This window comes from Streptoverticillium olivoreticuli subsp. olivoreticuli (assembly GCF_003391135.1).
In the GTDB taxonomy this organism is placed as follows: Bacteria; Actinomycetota; Actinomycetes; order Streptomycetales; family Streptomycetaceae; genus Streptomyces; species Streptomyces blastmyceticus.
On sequence record NZ_CP031455.1, the window covers coordinates 8,523,979 to 8,547,996 of the forward strand.

A 24,018-nucleotide genomic window follows, 5' to 3' on the forward strand; every position below is an offset into this window, starting at 1 on the left:
GCAGGGGGAGGGGACGGAGTGAAACGTCTCCCCGTACGTCAGCGGGGATCGTCCCCCCGGTCCGCCGGCGGCAGGGTGGCGGAGGTGAGGAAGTACGTGACGGCATAGAGGAACCGGCCGGCTCGGATCGCGTCGTCGACGAGGGTGTCGAAGCGGTGCGCCTCGGAGCGGTCGAGGTGGCCGCGGTCGGCGAAGACACCGGCCCAGTCGCGGATGCCCATCGTGCCGTCGAACGATGCGTCGGCGAAGGGCAGTCGGTGGCTGTCGGCCACGGCCACCCGCCGCAGGCGACGACCTCGGCACCGGTTTCGGCGGCGAGTTCGCGCGCGGCGTTCCCGGTCCCGGCCCCGACGTCGAGGAACCGCCGCCCGGGCCGGGCCCGCAGCAGGTCGCGTTAGCGCTGCTTGTACGAGACGAAGAACGGCTCGCCCTGCAAGCGGTGGAGCGCGTCGACCAGCCGTACCGGGTCGTGGTGCGTGTCGATGTGGGAGAAGGCGTGCGGCACATAGTGGTCGCTCATGGCGGGACCCTATGCCGGCGACGCCGGTGCGTATCAGGCCCCGCGCAGGTCACGTGAGGCGGCGCAGGAACACGTCGACGACCTTGTCCGTGTCGTCGGGGACGAGATTGTCGGCGGCGCTGGTGAACACCGCCGTACGGCCGAAGAAGTCGACCGCCACCCCGTACGAATCGCCGTTGGCCGGGGTCCCGTTGTCCGCGACGTCGAGCCGCTCGACGGAGCCGGTCAGCAGGTCCCTGGCGTAGACGGCCGAGTGGCCGTCACTTCCGCCGGGGACCAGGTTGGTGGCGGTGGAGGTGAAGAACACCTTCCGGTCGTCGGCGCTCATGACCGGGCCACGGGACTCGCCCTGGGCCTCGGCCCCGTCGTGGGCGAGGCTCAGGCGCCGGGTGGTGCCGGTCAGCAGATCCCGGGCGTAGACGTCCGACGTGTGCGTGGTCTTGCCCGGTACGACGTCGGAATTGCGGGTGGAGAAGAGCGCGTAGCGCCCGTCGGGGCTGAGACCGATGTCGGTCGCCCCGGCACTGCGGCCGTCGAGCTGCCGGGCGGCGAGCTCGGTCCGGCCGGTGCGCATGTCGTGGACGTAGAAGGTGCTCAGCCGCGGCTTGGTCAGCCCCGGACCTGCCTCGGCCTGCTTGGCCTCGTCCAGGCCGCCGAGCGACAGGAACCCGACCTTGCTGCCGTCGGCGCTGATGACCGGCGCCGCGGAGCGAGTACCCGCCTGGCTGCCGTCCGACCGGACGCTCACCCGCTGCGTGGTGCCCTTCCAGCGGTCCCGTACGTAGACGGCCACCGGATCGGTGCTCGGCCCGGGAACGAGATCGGTCCGGTCGGAGGAGAAGGCGACGAACCGGCCGTCGGCGCTGATGGCCGGTTCGTACGACGTGCCCTGCTGCTGGTTCTTGTTCTCCAGGAGGAGCTCGGTCCGCCCCGTCCTGCGGTCACGGACGAAGAGATCGGTGTCCCCGGGGCGCTTGTCAGGGGACAGGTTGTCGGCCCTCGACTCGAAGACGGCGTACCGCCCGTCGGCGTTGAGCGCGATGTCGAACGAGGAGTCGTCGGCCGGGGTGCCGTCGCTCGCGACGTTGGCCTGTTCGACCGCGCCGGTCCGTAAGTCCTTGATAAACAGGTTGACGCCGTCATGGGTACCGGGCGTCAGATCGGTGGCCCGGGATCTGAAGGTGGCGTAGCGGCCGTCGGCGCTGATGCCGGCGGTGTACGACTCGCCGTTGGCCTGGGCGCCGCCGGCGGTCACGCTCACCCGTTCCGTACGCGGCCGTTGGTGCTCGGCGCCGGAAGCCACCGGCACGGTGACCGCCGCGCAGGCACTCAACGCGGTGACCAGCATGGCGGCTCGTGCGAGACAACGCATGGTTCCCCCCTCTGGGACGGGACACGAAAGGTCAGGAACGCAGCCAAGCCGCGCGACCGGCCCCGGTCAATGGGGAAGAGCAGCCTCCGCCGCGGATAAGGCAGTTGTCGGACACGGCGCGCGCCGCGGCCCCGGCCGGGGGTCACCCCGCGCGCAGCCACTCGTCCAGAGCGATGAAATCCGCGTCCGTGAGGCCCTGCCGGGGATCGACGTGATGGAGAAGGGCCCGTCCCGGGTGGTGCGCCGCCACCCAGGCCCGGTCGGCCTCGGTGATCTCGTCGTCGACCCAGGCGAAGGGGCGGCCGTCCGCCCAGGCGAGGAGAGCCCGGGTCTTCCAGTGCAGCCCGCCCCGCTCGTCCTCGTCGGACGGCTCCGGCCAGACCACCACCGGCAGCTCGGGCAGACCGAGCCGTGGCGCGACGCACTCGTTCGCCTCCGACATCCACGTCGTGGCCCACACCAGATCGCACGGGAGCGCTGTCAATCGGGGGCCGTACGCGGGGTTGATCCTGGCCAGCAACGGATTCGCGTCCTCGGGGCCCGTCCCGTACGTGGGATACCCGCCGGGAAGCTGTTGCGGCGTCGCCCCGAACGGGATGAGCGGTCCGTCGACGTCGAGGAAGAGGAGGGGGTGCTGTGCAGAGCTGATCACCACTGCACCGTAGCGGCCGGGCGGGCCGCCGCGGCATCGCGGGGTTCACCGCCGGCCGCCGTCGCGGGCATGCTGGATCCGTGTGACAGGAGCAACCGACCTTCAGGATGGTGTCGCCGTGTTGTACGCATTCGGCTTCGAGCGCATCGGCGTCGTGGTGAGCGACCTCTATTTCGTCGATCCCGACCCGGAGCCAGGGCAGGAGAGCCCCGAGCGCGGGGTCCGTCTGGAGCTTCGGCTCCTCGAACGCGGGGAGTTGAAGGGGGACATCTACTCCGCACGGCCCATCGCGATCGACAGGCCGCTCTGGCGCGTCGATCTGCTGGAGTCGGTGGACTCCGCCCCCGGGAGTTTCGACCGCACCCACCACCACCCGAATTTCCGGGGCTGGAATCCGGGTTCGAGGGTGTTCGTCAAGGAGCTGTCCGCCGACCCCGTGCACTGGCTGACCGGGAAACTCTCCGATGTCACCGGCCTGCTGGAGGAGATCGGGCTGTCCCCGGAGGAGATCGCGCCGACGGATCCGGCCGACCTCCACGCGGCCGTACCGCAGATCATGGACGCCGTCGGCCGCCTGCTCGACGGCGTCCACGCGGGGGAGCTCGCGGTGGCGCCCGGTGATGATCCGGTCAGCAGCGCTCGGGTCAGCTGGCTCTGACCGTCCGGGGCGCCGGGCCCATGGAGGGAACCCGGCGCCGCGGACCGTTCCTCCGCGGCTCAGGAGCGCGCGTCGGAGCGGGAGCGCTCCAGGGTGAAGGTGTCCACCGGCGTCAGATCGCCATGAGGGCCGTCGAAGGTGTAGTACGTGACCCGCATCGAGGTCCGGCCGCCGCGCCGGTCGCCCGGGTCGACGTCGAATGCGGCGAACCCGTGGGTGTACTTGCGGTCCTGGACGGCCGCCCACGGCGCGTCCTCGGAGATCCAGACGGGCTCCTTGTGTCCCGAGGGCGTCGTCTTGTCGCTCAGCCCGACGAGGACCCGGGCCTTGGGGGTGTCGAAGAGGTCGTCCTGAGTGGTGGCGATGTTCCCGCCACCACCGATGATCATGTGGACGGTGCCCTTGCCCGTGTCGATCACATCGGTCCGGGTGGAGACGGGAACCGGGGTGCGGGCGTCGTTCGGGAGGGTGCCGCGCACCGGGTGCGACCGCTCGTAGTGGTGCTCGTGCCCGCTGACCACCAGGTCGACACCGTACTGGTCGAACAGCGGACCCCACGCCTCGCGCACCCCCAGGTCGCTGCCCGCCGACCTGGTGCTGGAGATCATCGGCTGGTGCATGCACACCACGATCCAGTCGATGCCGCGGTCCGACCGGGCCGCCTTCAACTCGCGCTCCAGCCAGCGCCGCTGGGCACCTCCGGAGTAGCCGTGCACATAGGTGTCCCCGCCGTCCTGGAGCGCCACGTCGTCGTTGGCGAGACTGATGAAGCGGACCGCGCCGACGGTGAACGCGTACCACATGCCCCGGGTCTCCTCGTCCGAGGAGGCGGCCGACTCCGGCAGCGCGAAGTACGTCTGGTAGCCGGCGGCGCCGATGGGACCGTTGTCCTTCTCGTTCTCGTGGTTGCCGGCGCACGGCATCCAGGGGCGCAGCCGGGTGGAGCGGCTGTTGTTGATGAACCAGTCCGCCCACGTCGCCGTCCGGCTCATCCCCCACGCACCGGCGATCGCCGCGTAGCAGAGGTCGCCGTTGATCAGATTGAACAGCGGGCCGACCCGCTCCACGGCGGAGACGATGTCCGCGGAAGCCGGCGAGCCGACCTGGCTGCTGGTGTGCAGCGGGAAACGGTTGACGGGGGAGGGGACGCCGTCCGGAAGGTGGATCACCCGCCGCAGGTTGGGTGTCGCCTGGTCGCCGAAACTGGTGAAGGTGAACGCGCTGCGGCCGCGCGGCGCCGTGGTGAACGAACCGGTCTCCGGGCTCGCCCCGTCGTGCCCGGCCGCGTACAGATACGTGGTCGCCGGGCGGAGGCCGGTGATCCGGGCGTGGTGGACGTACACCTCCTCCTTCGCCAGGCCGTCCCGGTACGTCTTCGTCTCGGCGTCGATCACCCGGCCGTGCCCTCCGTCGGGCGAGCCCAGCCGCACCTGCGGGCGTCGCACCGACTGCGGGGTGATCCAGGAGACGGTCATCTCGGACGAGGGGTCCGAACCGAACTGCAGGTGTATGCCCAGCACGCTGGGCGCCCCCAGCCGGTGCGGCTTGGATTGCAGCAGCGGCCCGGCGGATGCCTGCCCGGCATTCGGCGCGGCGGTCGCCTCCCCGGCGGCCCCGACGACCGAGACGGCCGCCACGGCCGATGAGCCCTTGAGTACGGATCTGCGCGAGATCGCCATGAAACACCCTTTTCACTGTGGGGAGTTGATGCTCCAGAGCACCGCACTGTAAGTGATCACTCGCTGATCCACCTATGACCGAAGCCACGGGGTGCGACTCGCCCGGGCGCGACCGCGGAGAGGACGGAGGCCCATGGCGCCGGGACGGATCGCACACGGCCGAAGACGCTCTTGAGCCCGCCCGCACCGGGTGGAACAGTGAGCCGAGGGGAGGGGGTTCCGCATCCATGCGCGAGGAGAACACCGGCGCTGCCCCCGAGGCTGAGGACCAGGAGACGGAACCCGTCGACGCGGCCCGCGAACTGCGCCGATTACGCCAGGAACAAGGCATCTCGCTGGCCGCCCTGTCGCGCAGGGCGTTCTACAGCAAGGGCCACCTGAGCAAGGTGGAGAACGGCGAGAAACCCCTGACACTCGATCTGGCCCGGGCCTGCGACCGGGCGTTGGACACCGGCGGCGTGCTGGAGGAACTGCTTCCGGGAGCCAGGTCCGACGCGCGCGCCGACCCGGAGACCCACGCGAGCGGCGTGTGCCCGTACCGAGGGCTGGCCGCCTACCGCCCCGACGACGCCCGCTGGTTCTTCGGACGGGCCCAGGCCACCGCCCACTTGCTGGCCAAGCTGACGGAGCGGCTGGAGGAGGACGGGCCCCTGCTGGTCGTCGCCCCTTCGGGCGCCGGAAAGTCGTCCCTGCTCCGAGCAGGGCTGATACCGGCACTCGCCCGCGGCGTCCTCCCCGCCGCGGGGTCCGGCCGGTGGCCGGTGATCCTGCTGACCCCGGGAGAGCATCCGGTCGAACAGCTCCTTTCCAGGATCGCCGAGGCGACGGGAGCCTCCCGCTCCGGCCTCTCCCGGGCCCTGGCCCGTTCCGCGCGGCGCCTGGCCGCCACGGTGTCCGCCGCCGCGAACCCGGAACCCTCACCTCCCCCTCACTGGACGGCCCGCGAAGCAGCCCGGGTGGTGCTGGTCATCGACCAGTTCGAGGAGACCTTCACCCTCTGCCAGGACCCCCGTGAACGCCACACCTTCATCCAGGCACTGCACGCCCTGGCCTCCCGCACCCAGGAGGACGGCCGGCCCGAGCGTCCGGCGGGACTCGTCGTCCTGGGAGTCCGCGCGGACTTCTACGGCCAGTGCCTGGCCCATCCCGAGCTGGTCTCCGCCCTGCAGAACGGCCACGTCCCCCTGGGCCCCATGAACCTGACGCAACTCCGGACGGCCATCACGGGACCCGCCCAGGAAGCGGGACTCGACATCGAACCAGGGCTCACGGAAATCCTCCTCCGCGACGCCACCCTGACCTCGAACACCACCGAGAACACCCCCGACACCCCGCGCCCGGGCATCCTGCCGCTCCTCTCCCACGCCCTCCTGACCACCTGGCAGCACCGCGAGGACAGCACCCTGACCGTGGCCGGCTACCAGCTGACCGGCGGAATCTCGGGAGCCGTCGCCGCCACCGCGGAACGCGCGTACACCACACTGCTCCCCGACCAGCGGAACGTGGCACGCCAACTGCTGCTCCACCTCGTCCGCGTCGACGACACCGGCGAGACGAGCCACCGCATGGAACGCGACAGGCTGCTGCGGCGCGCCCATGAACCGAGGACCGCCGCGGCGGTCCTCGACGTCTTCGCCCGGGCCCGCCTGTTGACCCTGGACGCAGAACACGTGGAACTGGCCCACGAGGCCCTCCTGCGCGCCTGGCCCCGACTGCGCGAATGGATCGACGAGGACCGCACGGGGCTGCGCACCCGGCAGTCGCTCCTGGACGCGGCCGAGGCATGGGACCGCGAAGGCCGCGACGCGGCCCTGCTCTACCGGGGCACCCGCCTGGCCCTCGCCCGCGAGTGGGCCGCCGACCCCGCACGCCGCGTCACCCTGGGCCCCGTCGCACAGGCATTCCTCGACACCGGCACCCGGCACGAGGCCGCGGAACGCAAACAGGAGCGTTGCCGCACCCGGCGGCTGCGCCAACTGGTCGGCAGCCTCGCCGTCCTCATGGCCCTCGCCCTGGTCGCCACGGGAATGGCCTTCCGGCAACGGCAGACCGCCATCACCGCGCAACACGAGGCCCAGTCCCGGCAACTGGCCGCCCAGTCCGGCGCCCTGATCGATTCCGACCCCGACCTCGCCTCACTGCTGGCCATCCAGGCCCACCGGACCAGCCCCACCGACGAAGCCACCGCCGGCCTCTACGCAGCCGCCGCGCTCCCTCTTCGCCACCGCCTCACCGGCCATACCGACACGGTGGCGTCGGTGGCGTACAGCCCGGACGGAAAGACGCTCGCAACCGGCAGCTTCGACAAGACCGTACGGCTCTGGAACACGGCAGGCGGCGAGCTCCGCAAGACGCTGACCGGCCATACCGGCATGGTGAATTCCGTGGCGTTCAGCCCGGACGGCAGGACCCTGGCCACCGGCAGCTCAGACAAGACCGTACGGATCTGGGACGCGACCAGTGGTGAACTGCGCGACACCCTCATCGGCCATGCGGACACGGTGGCGGCGGTGGTGTTCAGCCCCGATGGCAAGACGCTCGCGACAGGCGGCTCGGACAAATCCGTGCGGCTCTGGGACATGACCACGGGGAAGCCCCGCCACGTCCTCACCGGCCATACCGGCGCCGTGACTTCGGTGGTGTTCGGCCCTGACGGAAAGACCCTCGCCTCCGCGAGCGGGGACAGGAGCGTACGGATTTGGGATGCGGTCAAAGGCGAACCCCGCAACACCCTTACCGGACACACCGATACGGTGACCTCGGTGGCCTTCAGCCCGGACGGCAAGAGCCTCGCCACCGGCAGCATCGACAAATCCGTACGGCTCTGGGACATGGCGGGCGGTGAGCCCCGTAACACGCTGACCGGCCACACCGATACGGTGATGTCGGTCGCGTTCGGCCCTGACGGCAGAACTCTCGCCACCGGCAGCATCGACAAGACCGTACGGCTCTGGGACACGGCCACGGGTAAATCCCGCAGCGTGCTCACCGGCCACACCCACCATGTGGCGTCGGTCGCGTTCAGCCCCGACGGTAAGACCCTTGCCACCGGCAGCTTCGACAAAAGCGTACGGCTCTGGAATGTGGCGGCCGGTGAGCCCCGCATCACGCTGACCGGTCACACCGGCACGGTGACGTCGGTCGCGTTCAGCCCTGACGGCAGGACTCTCGCCACCACCAGCGGGGACAGGACCGTGCGGTTCTGGGATGCGGTCAAAGGCGAACCCCGCAACACCCTTACCGGCCACACCGACACCGTCACCTCGGTGGCGTTCAGCTCGGACGGCAGGACTCTTGCCACCGGGAGCTTCGACAAGACCGTACGGCTCTGGAATACGGCCGACGGCGAACTCCGAGGCGTCCTCACCGGCAACACCGACCACGTGACCTCGGTGGCGTTCAGTCCTGACGGCAGGATTCTCGCGACGACCAGTGGTGACAGGACGGTGCGGCTGTGGAGTGTGGCCACGGGGGAGCTCCGTAACACGTTGACCGGTCACAGTGACATCGTGGCTTCGGTGGCGTTCAGTCCTGACGGCAGTACTCTCGCCACGACCAGTGGTGACAGGACGGTGCGGCTGTGGAAGGTTGCCACGGGGGAGCTTCGCAGCACGTTGACCGGTCACAGTGACATCGTGGCTTCGGTCGCGTTCAGCCCTGACGGCAAGACCCTTGCCACCGGGAGCGACGACGAGACCGTGCGGATCTGGGATGTGGCGACGGGCAAGCCCCGCAACATCCTCGCGGGCCACACGGGCCCGGTGATCTCGGTGGCGTTCGGCCCCGACGGCGAGACCCTCGCCACCACCAGCGGAGACGAGACCGTGCGGATCTGGAACGTGACCACGGGCAAGCCACGCAACACCCTCACCGGCCACACCGGTCGCGTGACCTCCGTGGCGTTCGGCCCGGACGGCAGGACCCTCGCCGGCGCCGGCAGCGACAGGACCGTGCGGCTCTGGGACATGGACCTGCCCGACGCGACCGAAGCCGGCAGGAGGATCTGCCGGGCTCTCCACCGGGACTTCACCAAGAACGAACGGACCTCCTACCTCCGAGGCCAGACGTCCGCCCCCGTGTGCCCGGCCGCACCGCCGCACTGACCGAGGCCCCGGTGGAAGCGCACGGCCGCACGGTCCTACCGCTGACCGGGCCCGGGGACGACGGCCTCGCCACCGCGGCGCACGGCCTCCACGACCGCGTCGTGCAGAGGCCGCAGACCCTCCGGCGGTACGGCGGCGGGGCTGCCGGTGAGGGTGTACCACTCGTCGGCCCCGAGGTACTGGATCCGCACCACCGCCCGCCCGTCCGGCCGCAGGGCGGTGACCACGGTGACGTCACCGCTGATGACGCCGACCTCGTCGGTCATCGCGCCACCGGGACCGGCGGTCACCGTGTCGGCATACCGCTGCCCGGGCCCGTCGGCCATCAGTCGCAGGTGTCGAGCATCTTGGCGAGCTGCTCTTCCTCCGGCGGTGTCACCGACAGCTCGTAGATGTGCTTGATGTCCACCCAGGCGCGGGAGTACGTGCACCAGTAGGCGCGGCTCGGCGGACTCCACTTGTCGGGCGACTGGTCGCCCTTGCTCCTGTTGGAGGCCGCGGACACCGCGATCAGCTGCGAGTGATCCAGGTCGTTCGCGAACATCTTGCGCTCGGGGGTCGTCCAGCCGTCGGCCCCGGACCGCCAGGCGTTGGCGAGCGGCACCACGTGGTCGATGTCCACCTGGGACGCCGAGTTCAAGGTCTTGCCGTCGTACGGGCTGAACCAGGAGCCGGAGACGGCTCGGCACTGGGCGTCCGCGGTGACGTCCTTGCCGTCACGCTTCAGGACGACTTCGCGGGTGTCGCAGTTGTTGCCCTGCTGCGCCCAGTGCGGGAACTTCGCCCGCGAGTAGCCGTTCATCGAGTGCGGCGCCTCGACGATCAGGTCCGCGAGCTCGTCGCGGGCGGCGTCCACCGGGGACGGCTCGGGCAGTTGGAGGGGCACGGCCGCGGCGGGAACCGCGACGACCGGGCTGAGAAGGGCGGTCAGCGCGAGGGCGACGGCCGTGGCCGATCGCCGTACGTAGGTGGTGATCACGAGGCGAAATTACCGACCGCGCTCGGTCGAGCCGCGAAGATCGGGCGAAGGCCACTCGGGTGGAGCAGTGGATCCGGAGAGCTGCGGCACCGGGACGTCTATCGCGCGACGGCGAGGACGAGCGACGCCGTGGCCAGCCCCAGGTAGCCGCCGGGGAACGCGATGTTGCGGTAGACGCGCGTACGGACGTGCGCGGCGACGGCGCCGCAGAAGAACAGGACGAGCCCCGTCGCGGCGGCGACGCCGATGAACCTCAGGCCCAGGAGCCCGAGCAGGAGCCCGGCGGCGCCGGCGGCCTTGAGCGCGGCGAGCCACGGCAACCAGGCCCGTGGCACTCCCACCTCCGCCGAGTTGGCCAGGACGAACGCGGCCTTCGAGAAGTCCGCGACGGCGATCCCGGCGTTCGCCACGATCGCGATGACGGTGATGACCGCATAGGCGATGAACATGCGCCTCCCCTTTCCGTACGAGCACAGCGTGTGCGTCGGCGAGGCATTGCCGCGCTCGCCGGAACAAGCCTCGACGAGCCCCGGATCGGCGTCCAATACCTGGATCCATAACCTGATGGCATGGACGTCGACACCCGGCTGTTGCGCTACTTCGTCGCCGTGGCGGACGAAGGAAACCTCACCCGCGCCGCGGAACGGCTCTTCGTCTCCCAGCCGGCGCTGACCAAACAGATCAGGCAGCTGGAGACCCGGCTCGGAGTGCCGCTGTTCGTACGGTCCCGGACCGGCATGACCCTCACCCCGGCGGGCCGGGCCCTGGCGGAACGGGCGCCCGCCCTGCTGGCCGACTGGGACCGGATCCTGCGGGAGACCGGGCGCGCGGCCGGCCGGGCGGAACGCGTGCTGCGCGTGGGCTTCATGGCCAGTGCCGCCAACGAGGCGACCCAGGCAATCGTCGCGGAGTTCGCCCGCCGACGGCCGGGCTGGCGTGCCGACATGCGGCAGGCCGCCTGGTCCGACCCGACCGCCGGACTCGCGAGCGGGGACACCGACGTCGCCCTGCTGCGGCTGCCCTTCCCCGGCCAGGACACCCTGCGGGTGGAGACGCTGTTCACCGAGCCCCGCTGGGTCGCGCTCCCCACGGCACACCCCTTCGCCGCGCGCGACCTGATCCCCTTCCGGGACCTGTGGGACGAGCCGTTCGTCGCGGCCCCGCCCGAGACGGGCCCGTGGCGGGACCACTGGCTGGCCGCCGACGAACGCGAGGGCCGGCCGGTCCGCATCGGCGCCGTCACCGACCGGCCCGACGACTGGCTCAGCGCGATCGCCAACGGCTACGGCATCGCCCTCGCCCCCGAATCCGCCGCCCGCTTCTACGCCCGCCCCGGCATCACCTACCGCCCCGTCAGCGGCGTCGGCCCCAGCCGGGTCGGCGTCGCCTGGGCCCCCGCCGACGACACCGACCCCGCCGTCCAGGACTTCGTCCGCAGCTGCCTGGACAGCGGAACCCGGGCCGGGGAAAGGGCACTTGAGTAAGGTGGCCGCGTGACGGATCAGACAGCTCATGAGAAAAGCGCGCCGCTCGTGCGGCCGACGCCGCATACCGTGCTGCTGGAACTCGAACGCGAGATCGCCGCGCCCCCTCCGGAGATCTTCGGCCACTTGGTCCCCAGGATCACGCCCACCGATGGCCACACGAGGTTCGCCGTGTATCCGGATGCCTTCACGGCTGTTATGCAAGGTGACTGGTGGTACCGCGGTGAATATCGGGTGACCGCGACACCGAAGGGCGCCCAGGTCTCGTACACCGTGGTCAACGTCGCGCGGGAGCAGCACGAGACGGGAAACGTCATCAGCCGGAGCTCTGTCGCGGCCGCACCGGACGGCTTCGCCCGGCTTCTCGACGCGATCGAGGTGTCGCTGGGAGAAGAGTGAGCGCAGGGCTGTCGTGCTCGGCGCGCCAGCTGCTCGGCGGCAACCCCGCCTGCCGCTGGAAGAACGTGGTGAAGTTCGCGGCGTCGTGGAAACCGAGGCGCTCCGCGCAGCGCGCGACGGGAAGGCCGGTGTGCGCGAGCAGCCGCTTGGCCTCCAGCAGGATCCGCTGATCGAGGAACTGCTTGGCGCCCAGGCCGGTGGCGGCCCGGGTCGCCCTGGTCAGCGTCCGCCGTCCGTAGCCGAGCGCGGAGGCGTAGTCGGCGACGTGGTGCTGTCGGGCGAACCGCTCCTCCACCGTGGCCCGGTAGCGGCGGAAGACCGCGAGCTCCTCCGCACTCCCCGCCGGGGGCGGGACCGGACCGGGCGGCAGCACCCGCAGCACGAGCGCTGACAGCAGGTGGGCGAGCAGCGGTGCCGAAGCGAGCCGCGGGACCGACACGGCCGCCGCGTGCTCGTGGCCCAGGTGATCCGCGGCCCTCAGGCCCAGCTCCCAGGCGTCCTCCTCCAACTGCCAGCAACTGGAGGCGAATACGTCCCCCGCCGCGTGCGCCGCGGGGCCCGGAGCGGGCAGGAAACCCGGTGCGAACAGGACCAGGGGGCCGTCCAGATCCTCGACATCGGTCCAGCGGTGCACCACGCCCGGCCGGATCCATACGACGGTCCGCTCCCGCAACGGGTGGTCGACGAAGTCGGCCATGTGGCGCCCGGTGCCCGACGCGACCAGGGCCAGGACGTGGAAGTCCGGGCGCTGGGGCCAGGTCCGGCGACAGCCGCGGTCCATGCGCCGCAGCCGCTCGAAGCTGAGCACCTCCACACCGAACCCCGCCCCGACGGCCGGGGCGTACCGCAGCTGCCGGACTCCGGGGAGCTGACCGCTTTCCATAAGAAGCGTGCGCCTTTCGACCGGTTTGCCTTCGTGGGCCGACTGTAGCGTCTCCGCCGTACCCCGCAGGTACGGGGTGTGAACTCGGGCGGGAGCGGCGCCGCGTGCGCTCCTCGCCCTTTCGGACGGAGGCCATCGTGTCTACAGAAACCACAATCCACAGGGTTCCCGTGGCGGGCGGCACACTCGATGTGCGCAGGCGCGGACAGCGCGGGCCGACGCTGGTGTTCGCGCACTACTGGGGCGGGTCCGCCGGTACGTGGGACGCGGTCGTGGAGCGGCTCCCGGCCGATCGCGACACGGCCCGTTTCGACCAGCGCGGTTGGAGCTCGTCACGGGCGCTGCCCGGCCCGTACCACCTCGACCAGCTCGCCGACGACCTCATCGGTCTGGTGGAGGGCCTGGGCCTCGACAGGTTCGTTCTCGTCGGGCACTCGATGGGCGGCAAGGTCTGCCAGCTCGTCGCGGCCCGGCGCCCGGCGGGCCTGGCAGGGCTGGCGTTGCTGGCCCCCGCGCCGCCGGAGCCGCCCGCCGGTCTGACCGTCGAGCACCGGCGCTCGCTCGCGCACGCCTACGACTCGGCGCGGACCGTCGGGCAGGCGCTCGACGACGCCCTGACCGCCGCCCCGTTGGAGGAAACCGTCAGGAGCGCCGTCGTGCGCGACAGCCTGGCGGGCGATGACGCGGCCCGCCGGGAGTGGCCGTTGCGGGGCATCGCGGCGGACGTCACGGACGCCGCCAGGGCGATCGACGTCCCCGTCGTCGTCCTGGCCGGTGAACACGACAAGGTCGAGCCGCCGCACGTCCTGCGCCGTCACCTGCTGCCCTACGCCCCCCAGGCACGGTTCGGCGTTGTCCCGGGCAGCGGGCACCTGCTGCCCCTGGAGGCTCCCGAAGCGGTCGCCGCGGCACTGGAGGACTTCGTCTCCGGTCCTGGCGGGGCCGGTCGCCTCATGCGATGACGAGCGTGGTCACGCCCTTCGCGCCCGTGAAGCCAGTGGTCAGGCACTGCAGTACCCCCGGTTGCGGAAGCGTGATGACCTGCACCGCGGTCCGGCCCAGGAAGCGGCCTCGGGTGACAGTGCCGGTGATCGTGGTGACGACCTGACCCGCCACGGCGGTGCTGCTGCCGTCGGCCTCGACGACGCTGCTGTCGCCGGTGTCCCATGCGAAGGTCCGCTGTTCCTTGAACCCGCCGAGGAGATCGTTGCAGCCGGCGGAGAGGGAGAAATGCTCCCCGTACGATCCGCTCGTCACCTCGCCCGCACTGTCGACGCACAGGCCGAACCGCCCGACGGTCCTGACGTCGAATTTTCGTGGCAGGAGGGTGACCCCCGGGTCGTACGTGACGGACTCGGTTCCCTGACACTGCAGTTGCCCGGGTGGAGGCGGGTGGGCGGACGCCGGGGCCGGCACGCATGTGACCAGCGCGGTGACGGCCGCCAGGGCTACGGAACGCATCCATGATCTGCTGACCGTCATGCGTGGTCTCCTTCGCGGCGAGTGACGTGAGGTATGCGATGCCCCGTTCACGTACGCGCGAGACGGGCGCTCAGGAGTGAGGGAACACGAGCGGACTCGCGGAGGGCGCGTGACGGCATGCGCGCGCCCGGCCGCGGCGGGTCCTGTTCTCCGAACTCCTCGCCGTGAGTAGCCTGGTGGTGACCCTCCGACGCCACGCGGTTCCGACCCTGGAGTGTGATGGACGCCTTGGAGATCGGCACGCTGGAAGTGCCCGGCGCCAGGCTCTACTTCGAAGTGCGCGGCACGGGGCCGCTCCTGCTCCTCATCGCGGGCGGCGGCCTCGACGCGGCCGTCTTCGGGCGCCTGGCCGCCGTCCTCGCCACGGACCACCGCGTCATCACGTACGACCCGCGCGGCAACTCGCGCAGCTTGCTCGACGGCCCGCCGGAGGACCAGAAGGTCGAGGTGCACACCGACGACGCCTGCCGTCTGCTGAATCACCTCGCTGCGGCGGACGAGCGGGCGCATGTGTTCGGCAGCTGCTCGGGTGCGCTGGTCGCGCTCGAACTCGTCCTTCGCCACCAGGGCCGCGTCCGGTCGGTGATCGCACACGAACCGCCCGCCATGGCACTCCTGCCGGACGCCGAGAAGCACCTGGCATTCTTCGAAGACGCCCACGAGGCATTTCTCCGCGAGGGTGTCGCACCGGCCTTGCGCAAGCTCCGGCCCGCATTCGGCGGACACCGCGCGCCGGCCCTGCCCGAGGCGCAGGACAACAACGCGTTCTTCCTGGCCCACATCATCCGGCCGACCACGCGCTTCGTTCCCGATCTCACCGCGCTCGCCGCCGCGGCGGACCGGATCGTCATGGCGGGCGGCCGCGACTCCCGCACACATCTCATCCACCGTCCGGCGGCCGTTCTCGCGGAGTGGCTCGGCCGCGGACTCGCGGAGTTCCCCGGCGGCCACACCGGCTATGCGCAATACCCGGCCGAATTCGCCCAGCGGCTCGTCGAATTGCTCCCCGCCGCGACGGCTCCGGCCCCTTCACCGCTCCAGGGCTGAAGCGTGCGCATCCTGATGGGGGCCCAGAACTGCGGCTTCGGCCCGGCTTCCGAACTCGTCGCGGTCTCCCGGCTGCTCTCCGGCCACGAACGGGTATTCGTGGGCGACGGCGTGTCGGCGGTGTTTGCGCGGCGCAACGCCGACGCCTTCGACGACATACGCGAAGCCGCCACCCAGGAGACGGCGGAGGCCGGTTCCGCGATGGTCGATGACCTGCTGCGGACCGGTGATCTGGTGGTCTCGGTCATGGACGCCGCCTTGGTCGTGCGGTCCGTCGTGGCGCGCCGACCGGTGGTCATGGTGGACAGCCTGTTGAGCTTCTGGCAGGTCGGACGCCCGCTGACCGAGATCCGCGAGCTGTGCGCGAGCATGCCGCGCTCGTCCTTCGCCGCCGCCGACCGGCACTTGGAGGTTCTCTCACCGCACGAGCGCGTCGTCGCGGCCCATCTGCTCGCCACGCACAGCGTGGTCCAGAACTTCCCGGGCGTCACACGGCGCGCGGCCGAATTCGCCGCTCTCGAAACCGGCTGTGCGATGCACGTGACCGGCTCGGTCATCGACCTCGAAGGCCTGCGGAAGGTGCCGGGCGATGCCGAGCCGGAATACGACCTGCTGATCAACGTCGGCGGATTCAAGAATTTCCTCCTGGATTTCGACGTCAACAACGACTACGTGCGACTGCTCCACCGATGGATCACGGATCTGCTGCGCGACTGGCACCGGTTCCCGCGCGTCCTGGTCTGCGGCGGGCCCTTCGGCGAGCACCGGGAGCGGACCGTCTCCGTCGCCGGAAGGCGGGCCGACTGCTGTTTCCTTCCGCAGCGCGAACTGCTGAGACAGGTGGCAAGCGCCCCTGACTACCTGCTCGCCCCCGGACTCACGGCGCTCCACGAGGCGCTGGCTCTCGGGCGGCTGCCGCTGGCCATCCACGAACAGCACTACGCGCATGTCTTCACCGTGCGGCAGCTCGACGGCACACTCTTCGGCCGGACCGCCGGACGGTTCGCGGACGTCCTGCCGCGTCACCGGATACCCGAGGACGATTTCGCCGGGACGGCGGCCCTCGTGGAGATCGCGGGCCGGATCCGGGAGGACGACGAGCTCTACGCGCGATTCCGGCGCACGTTCAACGAACGGATCGAGCACTACGTCTCCCTCACCCCCGCACAGCGGCGCCAAGGCGTCGAGGAGCTCCGGGGCGTATTCGACGGTGATCCGGTCTCCTCGGTGATGGCCGGGATCGTCACCCACCCCGAATGACATAGTCGTAAGTGTTACGGTTATGTCATAGGGTCGAGGTGACGCCGGACCGGCGCCAGGCAGAGCGCCCGGCCGCGGCCTTGCCCGACACGGCGCTTCACGCACCCCCTCCCACAGACACCGAAAGCCGAGGAGACGGTCCGCCATGACCACACCCACGCCCCTGTCGTACGAGGTCTTCGTCTCGGACGGCACACCGAGGGCCGGTGACCAGCGCATGCCGAACGGCGACCCGATCGTGTCGTCACCGCTGTCGTCCACCCTGATCCACGGAGAGAGGGACGCCGTCCTGGTCGATCCGCCGATGACCCGCGAGCAGACCGAGAAGGTCGGCGACTGGATCGAGCGGTCCGGCAAGCGGCTGGCGTACATCTACGCCACCCACGGGCACGGCGATCACTGGTTCGGTGCCGCGCAGCTCGTCGAGCGCTTCCCCGGCGCCACCGTGTATGCCACCGAGGGCACCATCCGGCTCATGCGCCGGCAGGCGACCGAAGGCCGTGAACAGCTGTGGGACAAGGTCTTCCCCGGCCTGATCGGCGACACCACGGTGCTCGCCCGGCCGATCCCCGACCAGGGGTTCCTGCTGGAGGGCAACGTCCTCGAGGCGTACGAGGCCGGACACACCGACACCGACGACACCACGTTCCTGCACGTGCCGTCGATCGGCCTCGTGGTCGCCGGTGACATCGTCTACAACGGCGTGCACCCGTACATCCTCGAAGGCGGCGACGGCGGCCTCGCGGCATGGCTGGAGGCCATCGACCGCATCGCCGCGCTCCAGCCGCGCGCCGTCGTCGCGGGCCACAAGAACAAGGACCGCGCCGACGACCCGGCCATCCTGGAGGAGACCCGGCAATACCTGCGCGACGCCCAGCGGCTGCTCGCCGAGAAGCCGGCCCCGCGCGAGTTCTTCGACCGGATGATGAGGCTCCACGGCGACCGGCTCAACCCGGGCCCGCTCTGGTACGGCGCGCTCGGACTGCTCGGCTGACGTGGCCCCGGCCCGGGGGCGCCGCCGGGGATCGGTGACACTGGTACCGACCGCGTACGGACCAGGCACCGCGGCAGGAAAAAGGAGGCGACCCGCCCATGGAATGGCCGGCGACCGCACGTGGATCCCTCACCCCGGCCCCGGGCGGGCTCGCCTTCGTCCAGGACCTGCTCAACACCATCGCCATGGGCAAGCCGCGCATGCCGGACCTCCTGGACGACCTCGGCGCCGCGCAGGAGTGGCTCGACGCCGCACTGGCCTCCTGGACCCGGGCCACCGGCCGCCCCCACACGCCCATCACGCTCGACGGCCAGGACCTGGAAAAACTGCGCGCCTTCCGTACGGACCTCCAACGCGCGGTCCGCGCCGACGACGCCGAGCCCGCGCCGCTCACCACCACGGCCACGCTGCGGCTCGGCCCCGACGGCCGGATCCACGCAGACCCCCACGGCACCGGCTGGCAGCGGGTGGCCTCCCTGAGCATCGTCGAGACCTACGAAGCCCAGCGCACCGACCTCTGGCGCCGCCTGAAGTCCTGCCGCAACGACCGCTGCGCGGCAGCGTTCTACGACCGCTCCCGCAACAACAGCGGCGTCTGGCACGACGTCCACACCTGCGGCAACGCGGCCAACCTCCGCGCCTCCCGCGCCCGGCGCAGATCCCCCTCCGCTTAAGGCCGCGCCGCTCGGACGGCTCAGGCGGGGAGGTTCTTCTCGACGGCCGCGACGACCTCGGCGGAGTCCGGTTCGGCCTGCGGGGCGAAGCGGGCCGCCACCGTGCCGTCGGGGGCGATGAGGAACTTCTCGAAGTTCCAGCGGATGTCCCCGGTGTGGCCCTCGGCGTCCGCGGTGGTGACGAGTTCGTCGTACAGCGGGTGCCGCCCGTCCCCGTTGACCTCGATCTTCTCGGTCATGGGGAAGGTCACCCCGTACGTCGCCGAGCAGAACTCGGCGATCTCCTGCGACGTGCCGGGCTCCTGGCCCATGAACTGGTTGCAGGGGACGCCGAGGACGGTGAAGCCGCGAGCGGCATACCGCTCGTGCAGCCCCTCCAGGCCGGCGTACTGAGGGGTGAGGCCGCATCTGGAGGCGACGTTGACGATGAGCACGGCCTTGCCCAGGTACTGCCGCAGGTCCGCGGAACCGCCCTGGAGCGCGTTGATCTCTACTTCGTGAACAGACATGTGACCGGATGCTAGCCGGGTACCCGGACGAACGGCAGACCGGGCTATGTCCGCGCCGACGACCGGGAGAGCACGGAGCGGAACTCCTCGGCCGTGGTCAGCACGGCATCGCCCGCGAAGCGGAGCGCCGCCAATGAGTGCTCGGCGGCCTCCGTGTCGCCCGCCCCACAGGCATCGGTGATCACGACCGGGATATAGCCGAGGTCCGCCGCGTGGCGCACGGTGGGCTCGATCCCGATCTCCATGGCGACACCGACGACGGCCACGGTCGTGATCCCGCAGTCGCGCAACGCGATGTCGAGCCACGTCCCCTCGAACGCCGACATGGTGATCTTGTCCACCACCGCCTCGCGGTCCGTGGGCCGCAGCTCGGGGAGGAGCTGGGTGTGCGCGGCGTGCGGCGGGAAGGGGGACAGCACATCGGTCGCCCGCTCGGCCCGCTGCCACCCCCGCCACATGCGCAACTGGGAGACACCCATCAGCTCGACGGGAAGCGTGACATGGCGCAGGAAGTACGTACGGACCCCCGCGGCGCGGGCGGCCCCGACCACCTCCGTCACCCGGCTGACGACACGGTCACGCTCACCGATCTGCTCCAGGATGCCGACCTGCATGTCGTACACCAGCAGTGCCAGGCGCTGCGGGTCGCACGCCTCCTCGAGCGAACGGGGAACGGCCAGCCCACTTCGTTCATCCATGGACGCGACGCTATCCGCTGTCCCGCCCGCGGCCGCGCATACGCGCGGACGCGATGGGGAACTTGCACAGTCCTGACCGAACTCACACCCCGAGCACGCGCGTTGCGGGGTACAACCGCAATGCGGGCGGAGTCGGGCAGCGAGCCGCTCACCCCGCCGGACGCGACCGTGGGGCCCGGCCCCTCGACAGGAAGTCAGGTCATGACGATCTATCAGCATCTGCCCCACCCGCACATCGCCGCACGGGACGCCCGGGGACCGGTGAAGGTCACCGACCAGCACCCGCGCGGCAGCGCGGTCACGCGGTTCAACACCAAGGTCGCGATCGTCGTCACGCGGGCGGTCGGCAGCATGTGGTGCGCCTACGCCTTCGCGCTGTTCGACCTGATCAGCCTCCCGGACGCCATCGACGCCGGTTCGGCGGCCATCGTGTCCTGGGTGGCGCAGACCTTCCTGCAGCTCGTCCTGCTGTCCGTCATCATGGTGGGCCAGAACGTGCAGGCGGCCGCTTCGGACAAGCGCTCCGAGGCGACCTTCCACGACGCGAGCGCGACCCTGCACGAGATGGCGCACCTGCAGGGCCACCTCGCCGCGCAGGACGCGCTGCTGACCCGGATCGCCGAGAAGATCGGCCTCGAACCGGTACCGGTCATCGACACCCCGACGGCCGACGAGCCCGAAGGCGAGCTCCCGGCCGGCTGACCGCCTCGTCCACTCGAGGTCGAGGACGACCGCGACCGCGCCCGGAGTCAGTGGCCCGCGTCGAGCGTCACCGCGAGCAGGGCCATGTCGTCCGTGATGCAGCCACCGGTGTGGTGGCGCACATCGGTGAGGAGGGCGTCGAGGAGCGCGTCCGGGCCGGAGAAAACCTGCCCGGTCAAGCGGGCGCCGGGGTCGTAGAAGACCCCGGCACGGTTCCGCGCCTCGGTGAGGCCGTCGGTGTACAGGAGGAGTGTCGTCCCCGGGGGGAACGGCAGGGTGTCGATCCGGTCCTCGTCGGAGCCCAGCTCTCCCAGCGCCAGGGGGAGGGTCGGCTCGGAGGGTTCCGCGCTGCGCACCTCGCCGCCGTGCAGCAGCAGCGGCGCCGGGTGGCCGCGGTTGAGCAGCCGCAGTTCGTCGCCGGAGTGCGGGATCTCGGCGAGCACGCCGGTGACGAACCCTTCGGTCCGCTCGGGTCCCGCCCGCCGCCTCGCCTCCCGGAGCAGCGCCCGCTCCAGCCGGGCCGCGAGCCGGACGAGCGTGGGCTCCTCCTCGGCGGCCTCCCGGAACACCCCCAGCGCCACGTCCACCGCCTTGACGGCCTCCATGCCCTTGCCCCGCACGTCGCCGACCAGGCAGCGCACGCCGTACGGAGTGTCCTGCACGCCGTACAGGTCACCGCCGATCTGCGCGCCTTTCACGGCCGACTGGTAACGCACGGCGATCCTCAGGTGCCCGATCGAGGCCGGTGGCTGCGGCAGCACGGCGCGTTGCACGGCGAGGGCGATCTTGCGGGCGGAGTGCAGCTGTGCGGCGCTGTAGTACATGAGGCGGTTGACGACGACGGCGAAGGCCGAAACGGTCGCGACCGCCGCCAGCTCGCTCCGCCCGCCGGAATCCCCGAGGAAGCCGAAGTGGGTGAGCAGCGCGGCGTCGGCGGCACAGGCGCCGATGCCCGCCAGGATCGTCGCGCGCAGCGACAGCAGAGCGGCGGCCGTCATCGGTGCCGCCGTGTAGAAGGCCTCGGCGCTGAAGTGCGGGGAGGTGTTGTAGTCGAGGAGGGCGCCTGCGCAGAGCAGCAGGACGGGCAGCAGCTGGAGGTGGCGCAGGCACCAGCGCCCCACGGCAGTGCGCCTCGCGCCCGGTGCCCTCACGTGCCCGCTCCCGCTCTTCCGCGCTGGTCGACACGCTCAAGCATCCTCGGGCCGGATGACGGCTGCCAGTCATGGGGCGGCCGTACGGGTGCGTACCGGATCACCGCGGGGCTCCACCGCAGGCTCGCCCTGGCGCGAGCCGCCTACGGGGAACCGGACCCGGGACCGACCAGGGCGGCTACCGCAGCCGTAGCGGCAGGGCGAGCAGTCCGCGGTGTCTGGGGTTGGGCTGCCATCGCACCTCGTGCCCCTCGGCGAGCCGCAGGTCCGGGAACCGCCGGAGGAGGCCGGTGAACGCGATCTCGGCCTGCAGCCGCGCGAGCGGCGCACCGAGACAGTGATGGATGCCGTGCCCGAAAGCGATGTGCTTCGCGGCGGTCTCGCGGCGGATGTCGAACCGGTCCGGATCGTCGAACACGGCCGGGTCGCGGTTGGCGCCGAGCGGACAGATCTGTACGAACTCGCCCTCGGGGATCGTCACTTCGCCCACGGTGACGGGCTCGGTGGTGTAGCGCAGGGACGCCAGACTCGACGGCGACTCGTACCGCAGGATCTCCTCGACCGCCCCGGGCATCAGCGACGGATCGGCGCGCAGCATGTCGAGTTGGTCGGGGTGGGTGAGGAGGGTGTGGACGCCGTTGGCGATGAGGTTGACCGTCGTCTGATGCCCCGCCACGACCAGGAGGAAGGCCATGGAGGTGATCTCGTCCTCGCTCAGCGCGTCGTCCGTGTCCCGGGCCGCTATCAGGGCGGAGAGCATCCCGTCGTCGGGGGCCTCGCGCTTGAGGGCGATCAGCGCCTTGAGGTAGGCGAGCATGCTCTCGGCGGTGAACACCGACACCTCGCCGTCGCCCTGGCCCCCGCCGAGCGTGTTGCCCCGCACGTGCAGCACCTCGTGGTCCGCGTCGGTGGCGCCGAACAGGTCGAAGGCGACCGCCACGGGCAGGGGCAGCGCGAACTCGCTTATCAGCTCCGCCTCCTCGCTGTCCCCCCACGTGTCCAGCAGCGCGGTCACGTGGGCCTCGATCATCGGGCGCAGCGCCGCCGTGCGCCGGGCGGTGAACGCCTTCTGCACGAGCTTGCGCAGCCGCGTGTGCTCCGGGGGATCGGAGTTGAGCATGTGCGTGAACAGCGCACCACCGGGCCCTTCGGTGAGCCCGACGTGCTGCCCGAACTTCCGTACCGCGTCCTGCTTGGACAGCCGCGGATCGGCCAGCAGTTCCCGGGCGTCGTCGTAGCGGGTGACGACCCATCCTTCGATCGCCGCAGGGCCGGGGTAGCGGACGTGGCGGACGCCGCCGTCCTCGCGCCACAGGCGGTGGACGGCGTGCGCCCGGTCGAAGTACGACGGGGACAGGATCTCAATCTCGGGCATGGCGCACCTTGCTCTTCGGCCCTACGTGGATCTTCTTCACACCGAGCAGCCCGAGGAGGGGCACCTCGGCCGTACGCTGCCCAGGCGCGACGACGAGGCCGGTCCGGCGCACGTGGTCCAGGAGCAGTTCGGCGAGCGGCATGACCATGTGCCGCCCCCAGCAGCGTTCGGACACATGGCCGAAGGGCATGTACCCGGGGGTGTTGTCGGGGTCGAGGGTGTCCCAGCGCCCGGGCCGGAACTCGTTCGGCGCGTCCCACAGTGCGGGGTCGCGGTGGGTGAGCAGCGGCAGCATCAGCACGTCGTCGCCGGGCCCGATCCGGCTGTCGAGGGCCGGGTACTCGGGCGAGCGATTGCGCAGCAGATTCCACGACGGGGGCAGCAGTCGCAGGGACTCGTGGAGGATGTTGCGGTTCGGGACGCCTTCGTCGAAGGGGGAGCCGAGCCACAGGGCGTTCGCGACGAGGGCGGAGATGGTGAAGCACACCGGCGCCGCCAGACGGCGGTACATGCCCATCGCGTACCGGCGGTCGTGGTAGCCCTTCGCCTCGGCGAAGAGGTTCGCGGTGTGGGTCAGCCGCGGTCCCGGCCCCGGCCGGCGGGGCAGGGCGGCCCCGACGGTGATGGTCGTCCAGGTCAGCTTCGGATCGATCTCCAGTTTGCGGCTCATGAGGATGCGGAGCCGGTACGGGTCGTCGCGCAGGATCAGGTCCCGCAGGAACATGTGCCCGGTGAACGGCCACGGCCCCGACAGGTCGGTCCGCTCCGGAATCGGACGCGTGAGGGCTTCGCGGATGTCCTGGCCGATCGTCCGGATTCCCGCGGACGCCTCGGACTTGGGGATCGACCGCCCGTGCAGGGGCTTGAACGTGGGCCGCTCGGTCTCCGTCGCCTTGCGGGCGGCGAGGATCCGGTCCGACAGCTCCGCTCCGGAAATACCGATCGTGTCGGGTTCCAGCCGGACCAGGTCCTTGCCGAGATGGTCGTCGAAAAGGGCCTGGAGACGGGGAGCGAATACGGTGGTACGGCGGGCGGCCGGATGCTGTGTCGAGGATGGCATGAATGCGGGCTCCGGGGAGGATGCGGAGGGCCCGCACGGGCAGGAGACCGATCGGCTCTGCCGCGTGCGGGCCCGGTGCGGAAACCGGCTGGGCCTAGTACCAGACGTACCAGGCGCTCTGCTTCAGACTGGGCTCGCTCTTCTTGAAGAACGGAAAGTCACGGCAGATCGGGTTTCCCGCGTTGCGTACGGCGGAAAGGAACTTCGACATCGGCCATACACCTCCTCTCTCATTTTCGACACGCCGATTGGCGTTCCGGGCACGGAACTTGATTGCCACCGGAAAAGGTGGGGAATGGTCATGCCCGGCTGTTGAGGGGAGTGAAGCGGCCTGTGC

At 70.9% G+C, this 24,018-nt stretch carries 25 protein-coding genes; 10 read left to right on the forward strand and 15 right to left on the reverse strand.

Annotated features, from left to right (window positions below; genetic code table 11):
* Positions 1 to 38 precede the first annotated feature (38 nt).
* From DXZ73_RS39840 to DXZ73_RS36475, 4 genes are all read right to left on the reverse strand, one after another.
* Positions 39 to 272: a hypothetical protein gene (locus DXZ73_RS39840; RefSeq protein ID WP_240351652.1), complete on the reverse strand. Its 234-nt coding sequence runs from the start codon at positions 270 to 272 to the stop codon at positions 39 to 41.
* 122 nt (positions 273 to 394) lie between these two features.
* On the reverse strand, positions 395 to 520 hold the full coding sequence (locus DXZ73_RS40195; RefSeq protein WP_275898609.1) for a hypothetical protein: 126 nt from the start codon (positions 518 to 520) through the stop codon (positions 395 to 397).
* Positions 521 to 569: 49 nt separating this feature from the next.
* Positions 570 to 1,892 carry a PD40 domain-containing protein gene (locus DXZ73_RS36470; protein WP_116215205.1) on the reverse strand — a complete coding sequence of 441 codons (1,323 nt, stop codon included), beginning with the start codon at positions 1,890 to 1,892 and terminating at the stop codon, positions 570 to 572.
* Positions 1,893 to 2,034: 142 nt separating this feature from the next.
* Positions 2,035 to 2,544 (reverse strand): HAD domain-containing protein, encoded by a 510-nt coding sequence (locus DXZ73_RS36475; RefSeq protein ID WP_205519304.1) that lies wholly within the window; start codon positions 2,542 to 2,544, stop codon positions 2,035 to 2,037.
* A 118-nt stretch (positions 2,545 to 2,662) separates the two neighbouring features.
* On the opposite strand from DXZ73_RS36475, the gene DXZ73_RS36480 reads away from it, so the two are divergent.
* Positions 2,663 to 3,202 carry a hypothetical protein gene (locus DXZ73_RS36480; protein ID WP_116215207.1) on the forward strand — a complete coding sequence of 180 codons (540 nt, stop codon included), beginning with the start codon at positions 2,663 to 2,665 and terminating at the stop codon, positions 3,200 to 3,202.
* A gap of 59 nt (positions 3,203 to 3,261) precedes the next feature.
* Here the strand turns inward: DXZ73_RS36480 and DXZ73_RS36485 are convergent, their stop codons facing one another.
* Positions 3,262 to 4,881 (reverse strand): purple acid phosphatase family protein, encoded by a 1,620-nt coding sequence (locus tag DXZ73_RS36485; protein ID WP_116215209.1) that lies wholly within the window; start codon positions 4,879 to 4,881, stop codon positions 3,262 to 3,264.
* Positions 4,882 to 5,108: 227 nt separating this feature from the next.
* Here DXZ73_RS36485 and DXZ73_RS36490 point away from each other — a divergent pair, with 227 nt between their 5' ends.
* Entirely contained in the window at positions 5,109 to 8,984 is a 3,876-nt protein-coding gene (locus tag DXZ73_RS36490) for a helix-turn-helix domain-containing protein (protein WP_116215210.1), read from the forward strand.
* 35 nt (positions 8,985 to 9,019) lie between these two features.
* Here DXZ73_RS36490 and DXZ73_RS36495 read toward each other — a convergent pair whose 3' ends face one another.
* From DXZ73_RS36495 to DXZ73_RS36505, 3 genes are all read right to left on the reverse strand, one after another.
* Positions 9,020 to 9,310: a hypothetical protein gene (locus DXZ73_RS36495; protein WP_116215212.1), complete on the reverse strand. Its 291-nt coding sequence runs from the start codon at positions 9,308 to 9,310 to the stop codon at positions 9,020 to 9,022.
* Entirely contained in the window at positions 9,310 to 9,963 is a 654-nt protein-coding gene (locus tag DXZ73_RS36500; protein WP_425315895.1) for a GmrSD restriction endonuclease domain-containing protein, read from the reverse strand. Before DXZ73_RS36500 ends, DXZ73_RS36495 begins: the two co-directional genes overlap by 1 nt.
* Before the next feature lie 98 nt (positions 9,964 to 10,061).
* Positions 10,062 to 10,412, reverse strand: a complete 351-nt coding sequence (locus DXZ73_RS36505) for a DoxX family protein (RefSeq protein ID WP_116215214.1) — start codon at positions 10,410 to 10,412, stop codon at positions 10,062 to 10,064.
* A 120-nt stretch (positions 10,413 to 10,532) separates the two neighbouring features.
* Here DXZ73_RS36505 and DXZ73_RS36510 point away from each other — a divergent pair, with 120 nt between their 5' ends.
* Together DXZ73_RS36510 and DXZ73_RS36515 are read left to right on the forward strand one after the other, a co-directional pair.
* Entirely contained in the window at positions 10,533 to 11,447 is a 915-nt protein-coding gene (locus DXZ73_RS36510) for a LysR family transcriptional regulator (RefSeq protein ID WP_116215216.1), read from the forward strand.
* 9 nt (positions 11,448 to 11,456) lie between these two features.
* Positions 11,457 to 11,846: a hypothetical protein gene (locus DXZ73_RS36515; protein ID WP_162889885.1), complete on the forward strand. Its 390-nt coding sequence runs from the start codon at positions 11,457 to 11,459 to the stop codon at positions 11,844 to 11,846.
* Here DXZ73_RS36515 and DXZ73_RS36520 read toward each other — a convergent pair.
* Positions 11,764 to 12,729 (reverse strand): helix-turn-helix domain-containing protein, encoded by a 966-nt coding sequence (locus tag DXZ73_RS36520; RefSeq protein ID WP_116215218.1) that lies wholly within the window; start codon positions 12,727 to 12,729, stop codon positions 11,764 to 11,766. The genes DXZ73_RS36515 and DXZ73_RS36520 overlap by 83 nt on opposite strands.
* Before the next feature lie 137 nt (positions 12,730 to 12,866).
* On the opposite strand from DXZ73_RS36520, the gene DXZ73_RS36525 reads away from it, so the two are divergent.
* The gene (locus DXZ73_RS36525; RefSeq protein ID WP_116216119.1) at positions 12,867 to 13,691 is read left to right on the forward strand and encodes an alpha/beta fold hydrolase; all 825 of its coding nucleotides are present in this window, start codon (positions 12,867 to 12,869) and stop codon (positions 13,689 to 13,691) included.
* Here DXZ73_RS36525 and DXZ73_RS36530 read toward each other — a convergent pair.
* Positions 13,681 to 14,211, reverse strand: coding sequence for a hypothetical protein (locus DXZ73_RS36530; RefSeq protein ID WP_162890472.1), 531 nt, complete (start codon positions 14,209 to 14,211; stop codon positions 13,681 to 13,683). The two genes, DXZ73_RS36525 and DXZ73_RS36530, sit on opposite strands and share 11 nt — an antisense overlap.
* Positions 14,212 to 14,430: 219 nt before the next feature.
* Here DXZ73_RS36530 and DXZ73_RS36535 point away from each other — a divergent pair, with 219 nt between their 5' ends.
* From DXZ73_RS36535 to DXZ73_RS36550, 4 genes are all read left to right on the forward strand, one after another.
* Positions 14,431 to 15,258, forward strand: a complete 828-nt coding sequence (locus DXZ73_RS36535) for an alpha/beta fold hydrolase (protein WP_116215221.1) — start codon at positions 14,431 to 14,433, stop codon at positions 15,256 to 15,258.
* A 3-nt stretch (positions 15,259 to 15,261) separates the two neighbouring features.
* Positions 15,262 to 16,518: a hypothetical protein gene (locus tag DXZ73_RS36540; RefSeq protein WP_116215223.1), complete on the forward strand. Its 1,257-nt coding sequence runs from the start codon at positions 15,262 to 15,264 to the stop codon at positions 16,516 to 16,518.
* Between the two features lie 145 nt (positions 16,519 to 16,663).
* The gene (locus DXZ73_RS36545; RefSeq protein ID WP_116215225.1) at positions 16,664 to 17,512 is read left to right on the forward strand and encodes an MBL fold metallo-hydrolase; all 849 of its coding nucleotides are present in this window, start codon (positions 16,664 to 16,666) and stop codon (positions 17,510 to 17,512) included.
* Between the two features lie 98 nt (positions 17,513 to 17,610).
* Positions 17,611 to 18,186: a CGNR zinc finger domain-containing protein gene (locus DXZ73_RS36550; RefSeq protein ID WP_116215226.1), complete on the forward strand. Its 576-nt coding sequence runs from the start codon at positions 17,611 to 17,613 to the stop codon at positions 18,184 to 18,186.
* 20 nt (positions 18,187 to 18,206) lie between these two features.
* Here the strand turns inward: DXZ73_RS36550 and DXZ73_RS36555 are convergent, their stop codons facing one another.
* Positions 18,207 to 18,695, reverse strand: coding sequence for a glutathione peroxidase (locus DXZ73_RS36555; protein WP_116215227.1), 489 nt, complete (start codon positions 18,693 to 18,695; stop codon positions 18,207 to 18,209).
* A gap of 44 nt (positions 18,696 to 18,739) precedes the next feature.
* Complete coding sequence (locus DXZ73_RS36560) at positions 18,740 to 19,393, reverse strand: cysteine hydrolase (RefSeq protein WP_116215229.1); 654 nt, start codon at positions 19,391 to 19,393, stop codon at positions 18,740 to 18,742.
* Between the two features lie 201 nt (positions 19,394 to 19,594).
* On the opposite strand from DXZ73_RS36560, the gene DXZ73_RS36565 reads away from it, so the two are divergent.
* Positions 19,595 to 20,095 (forward strand): DUF1003 domain-containing protein, encoded by a 501-nt coding sequence (locus DXZ73_RS36565; protein WP_116215231.1) that lies wholly within the window; start codon positions 19,595 to 19,597, stop codon positions 20,093 to 20,095.
* A gap of 47 nt (positions 20,096 to 20,142) precedes the next feature.
* Here the strand turns inward: DXZ73_RS36565 and DXZ73_RS36570 are convergent, their stop codons facing one another.
* The 3 genes from DXZ73_RS36570 to DXZ73_RS36580 all read right to left on the reverse strand — a co-directional run bounded on the left by DXZ73_RS36570 (position 20,143) and on the right by DXZ73_RS36580 (position 23,681).
* A complete protein-coding gene (locus tag DXZ73_RS36570) occupies positions 20,143 to 21,216 on the reverse strand; it encodes a PP2C family protein-serine/threonine phosphatase (RefSeq protein WP_240351653.1) in 1,074 nt (357 codons plus the stop codon).
* A gap of 208 nt (positions 21,217 to 21,424) precedes the next feature.
* Complete coding sequence (locus tag DXZ73_RS36575) at positions 21,425 to 22,621, reverse strand: cytochrome P450 family protein (RefSeq protein WP_116215234.1); 1,197 nt, start codon at positions 22,619 to 22,621, stop codon at positions 21,425 to 21,427.
* Positions 22,608 to 23,681, reverse strand: coding sequence for a cytochrome P450 (locus tag DXZ73_RS36580; protein WP_116215236.1), 1,074 nt, complete (start codon positions 23,679 to 23,681; stop codon positions 22,608 to 22,610). The genes DXZ73_RS36575 and DXZ73_RS36580 overlap by 14 nt, the downstream gene beginning before the upstream one ends.
* Positions 23,682 to 24,018 lie beyond the last annotated feature (337 nt).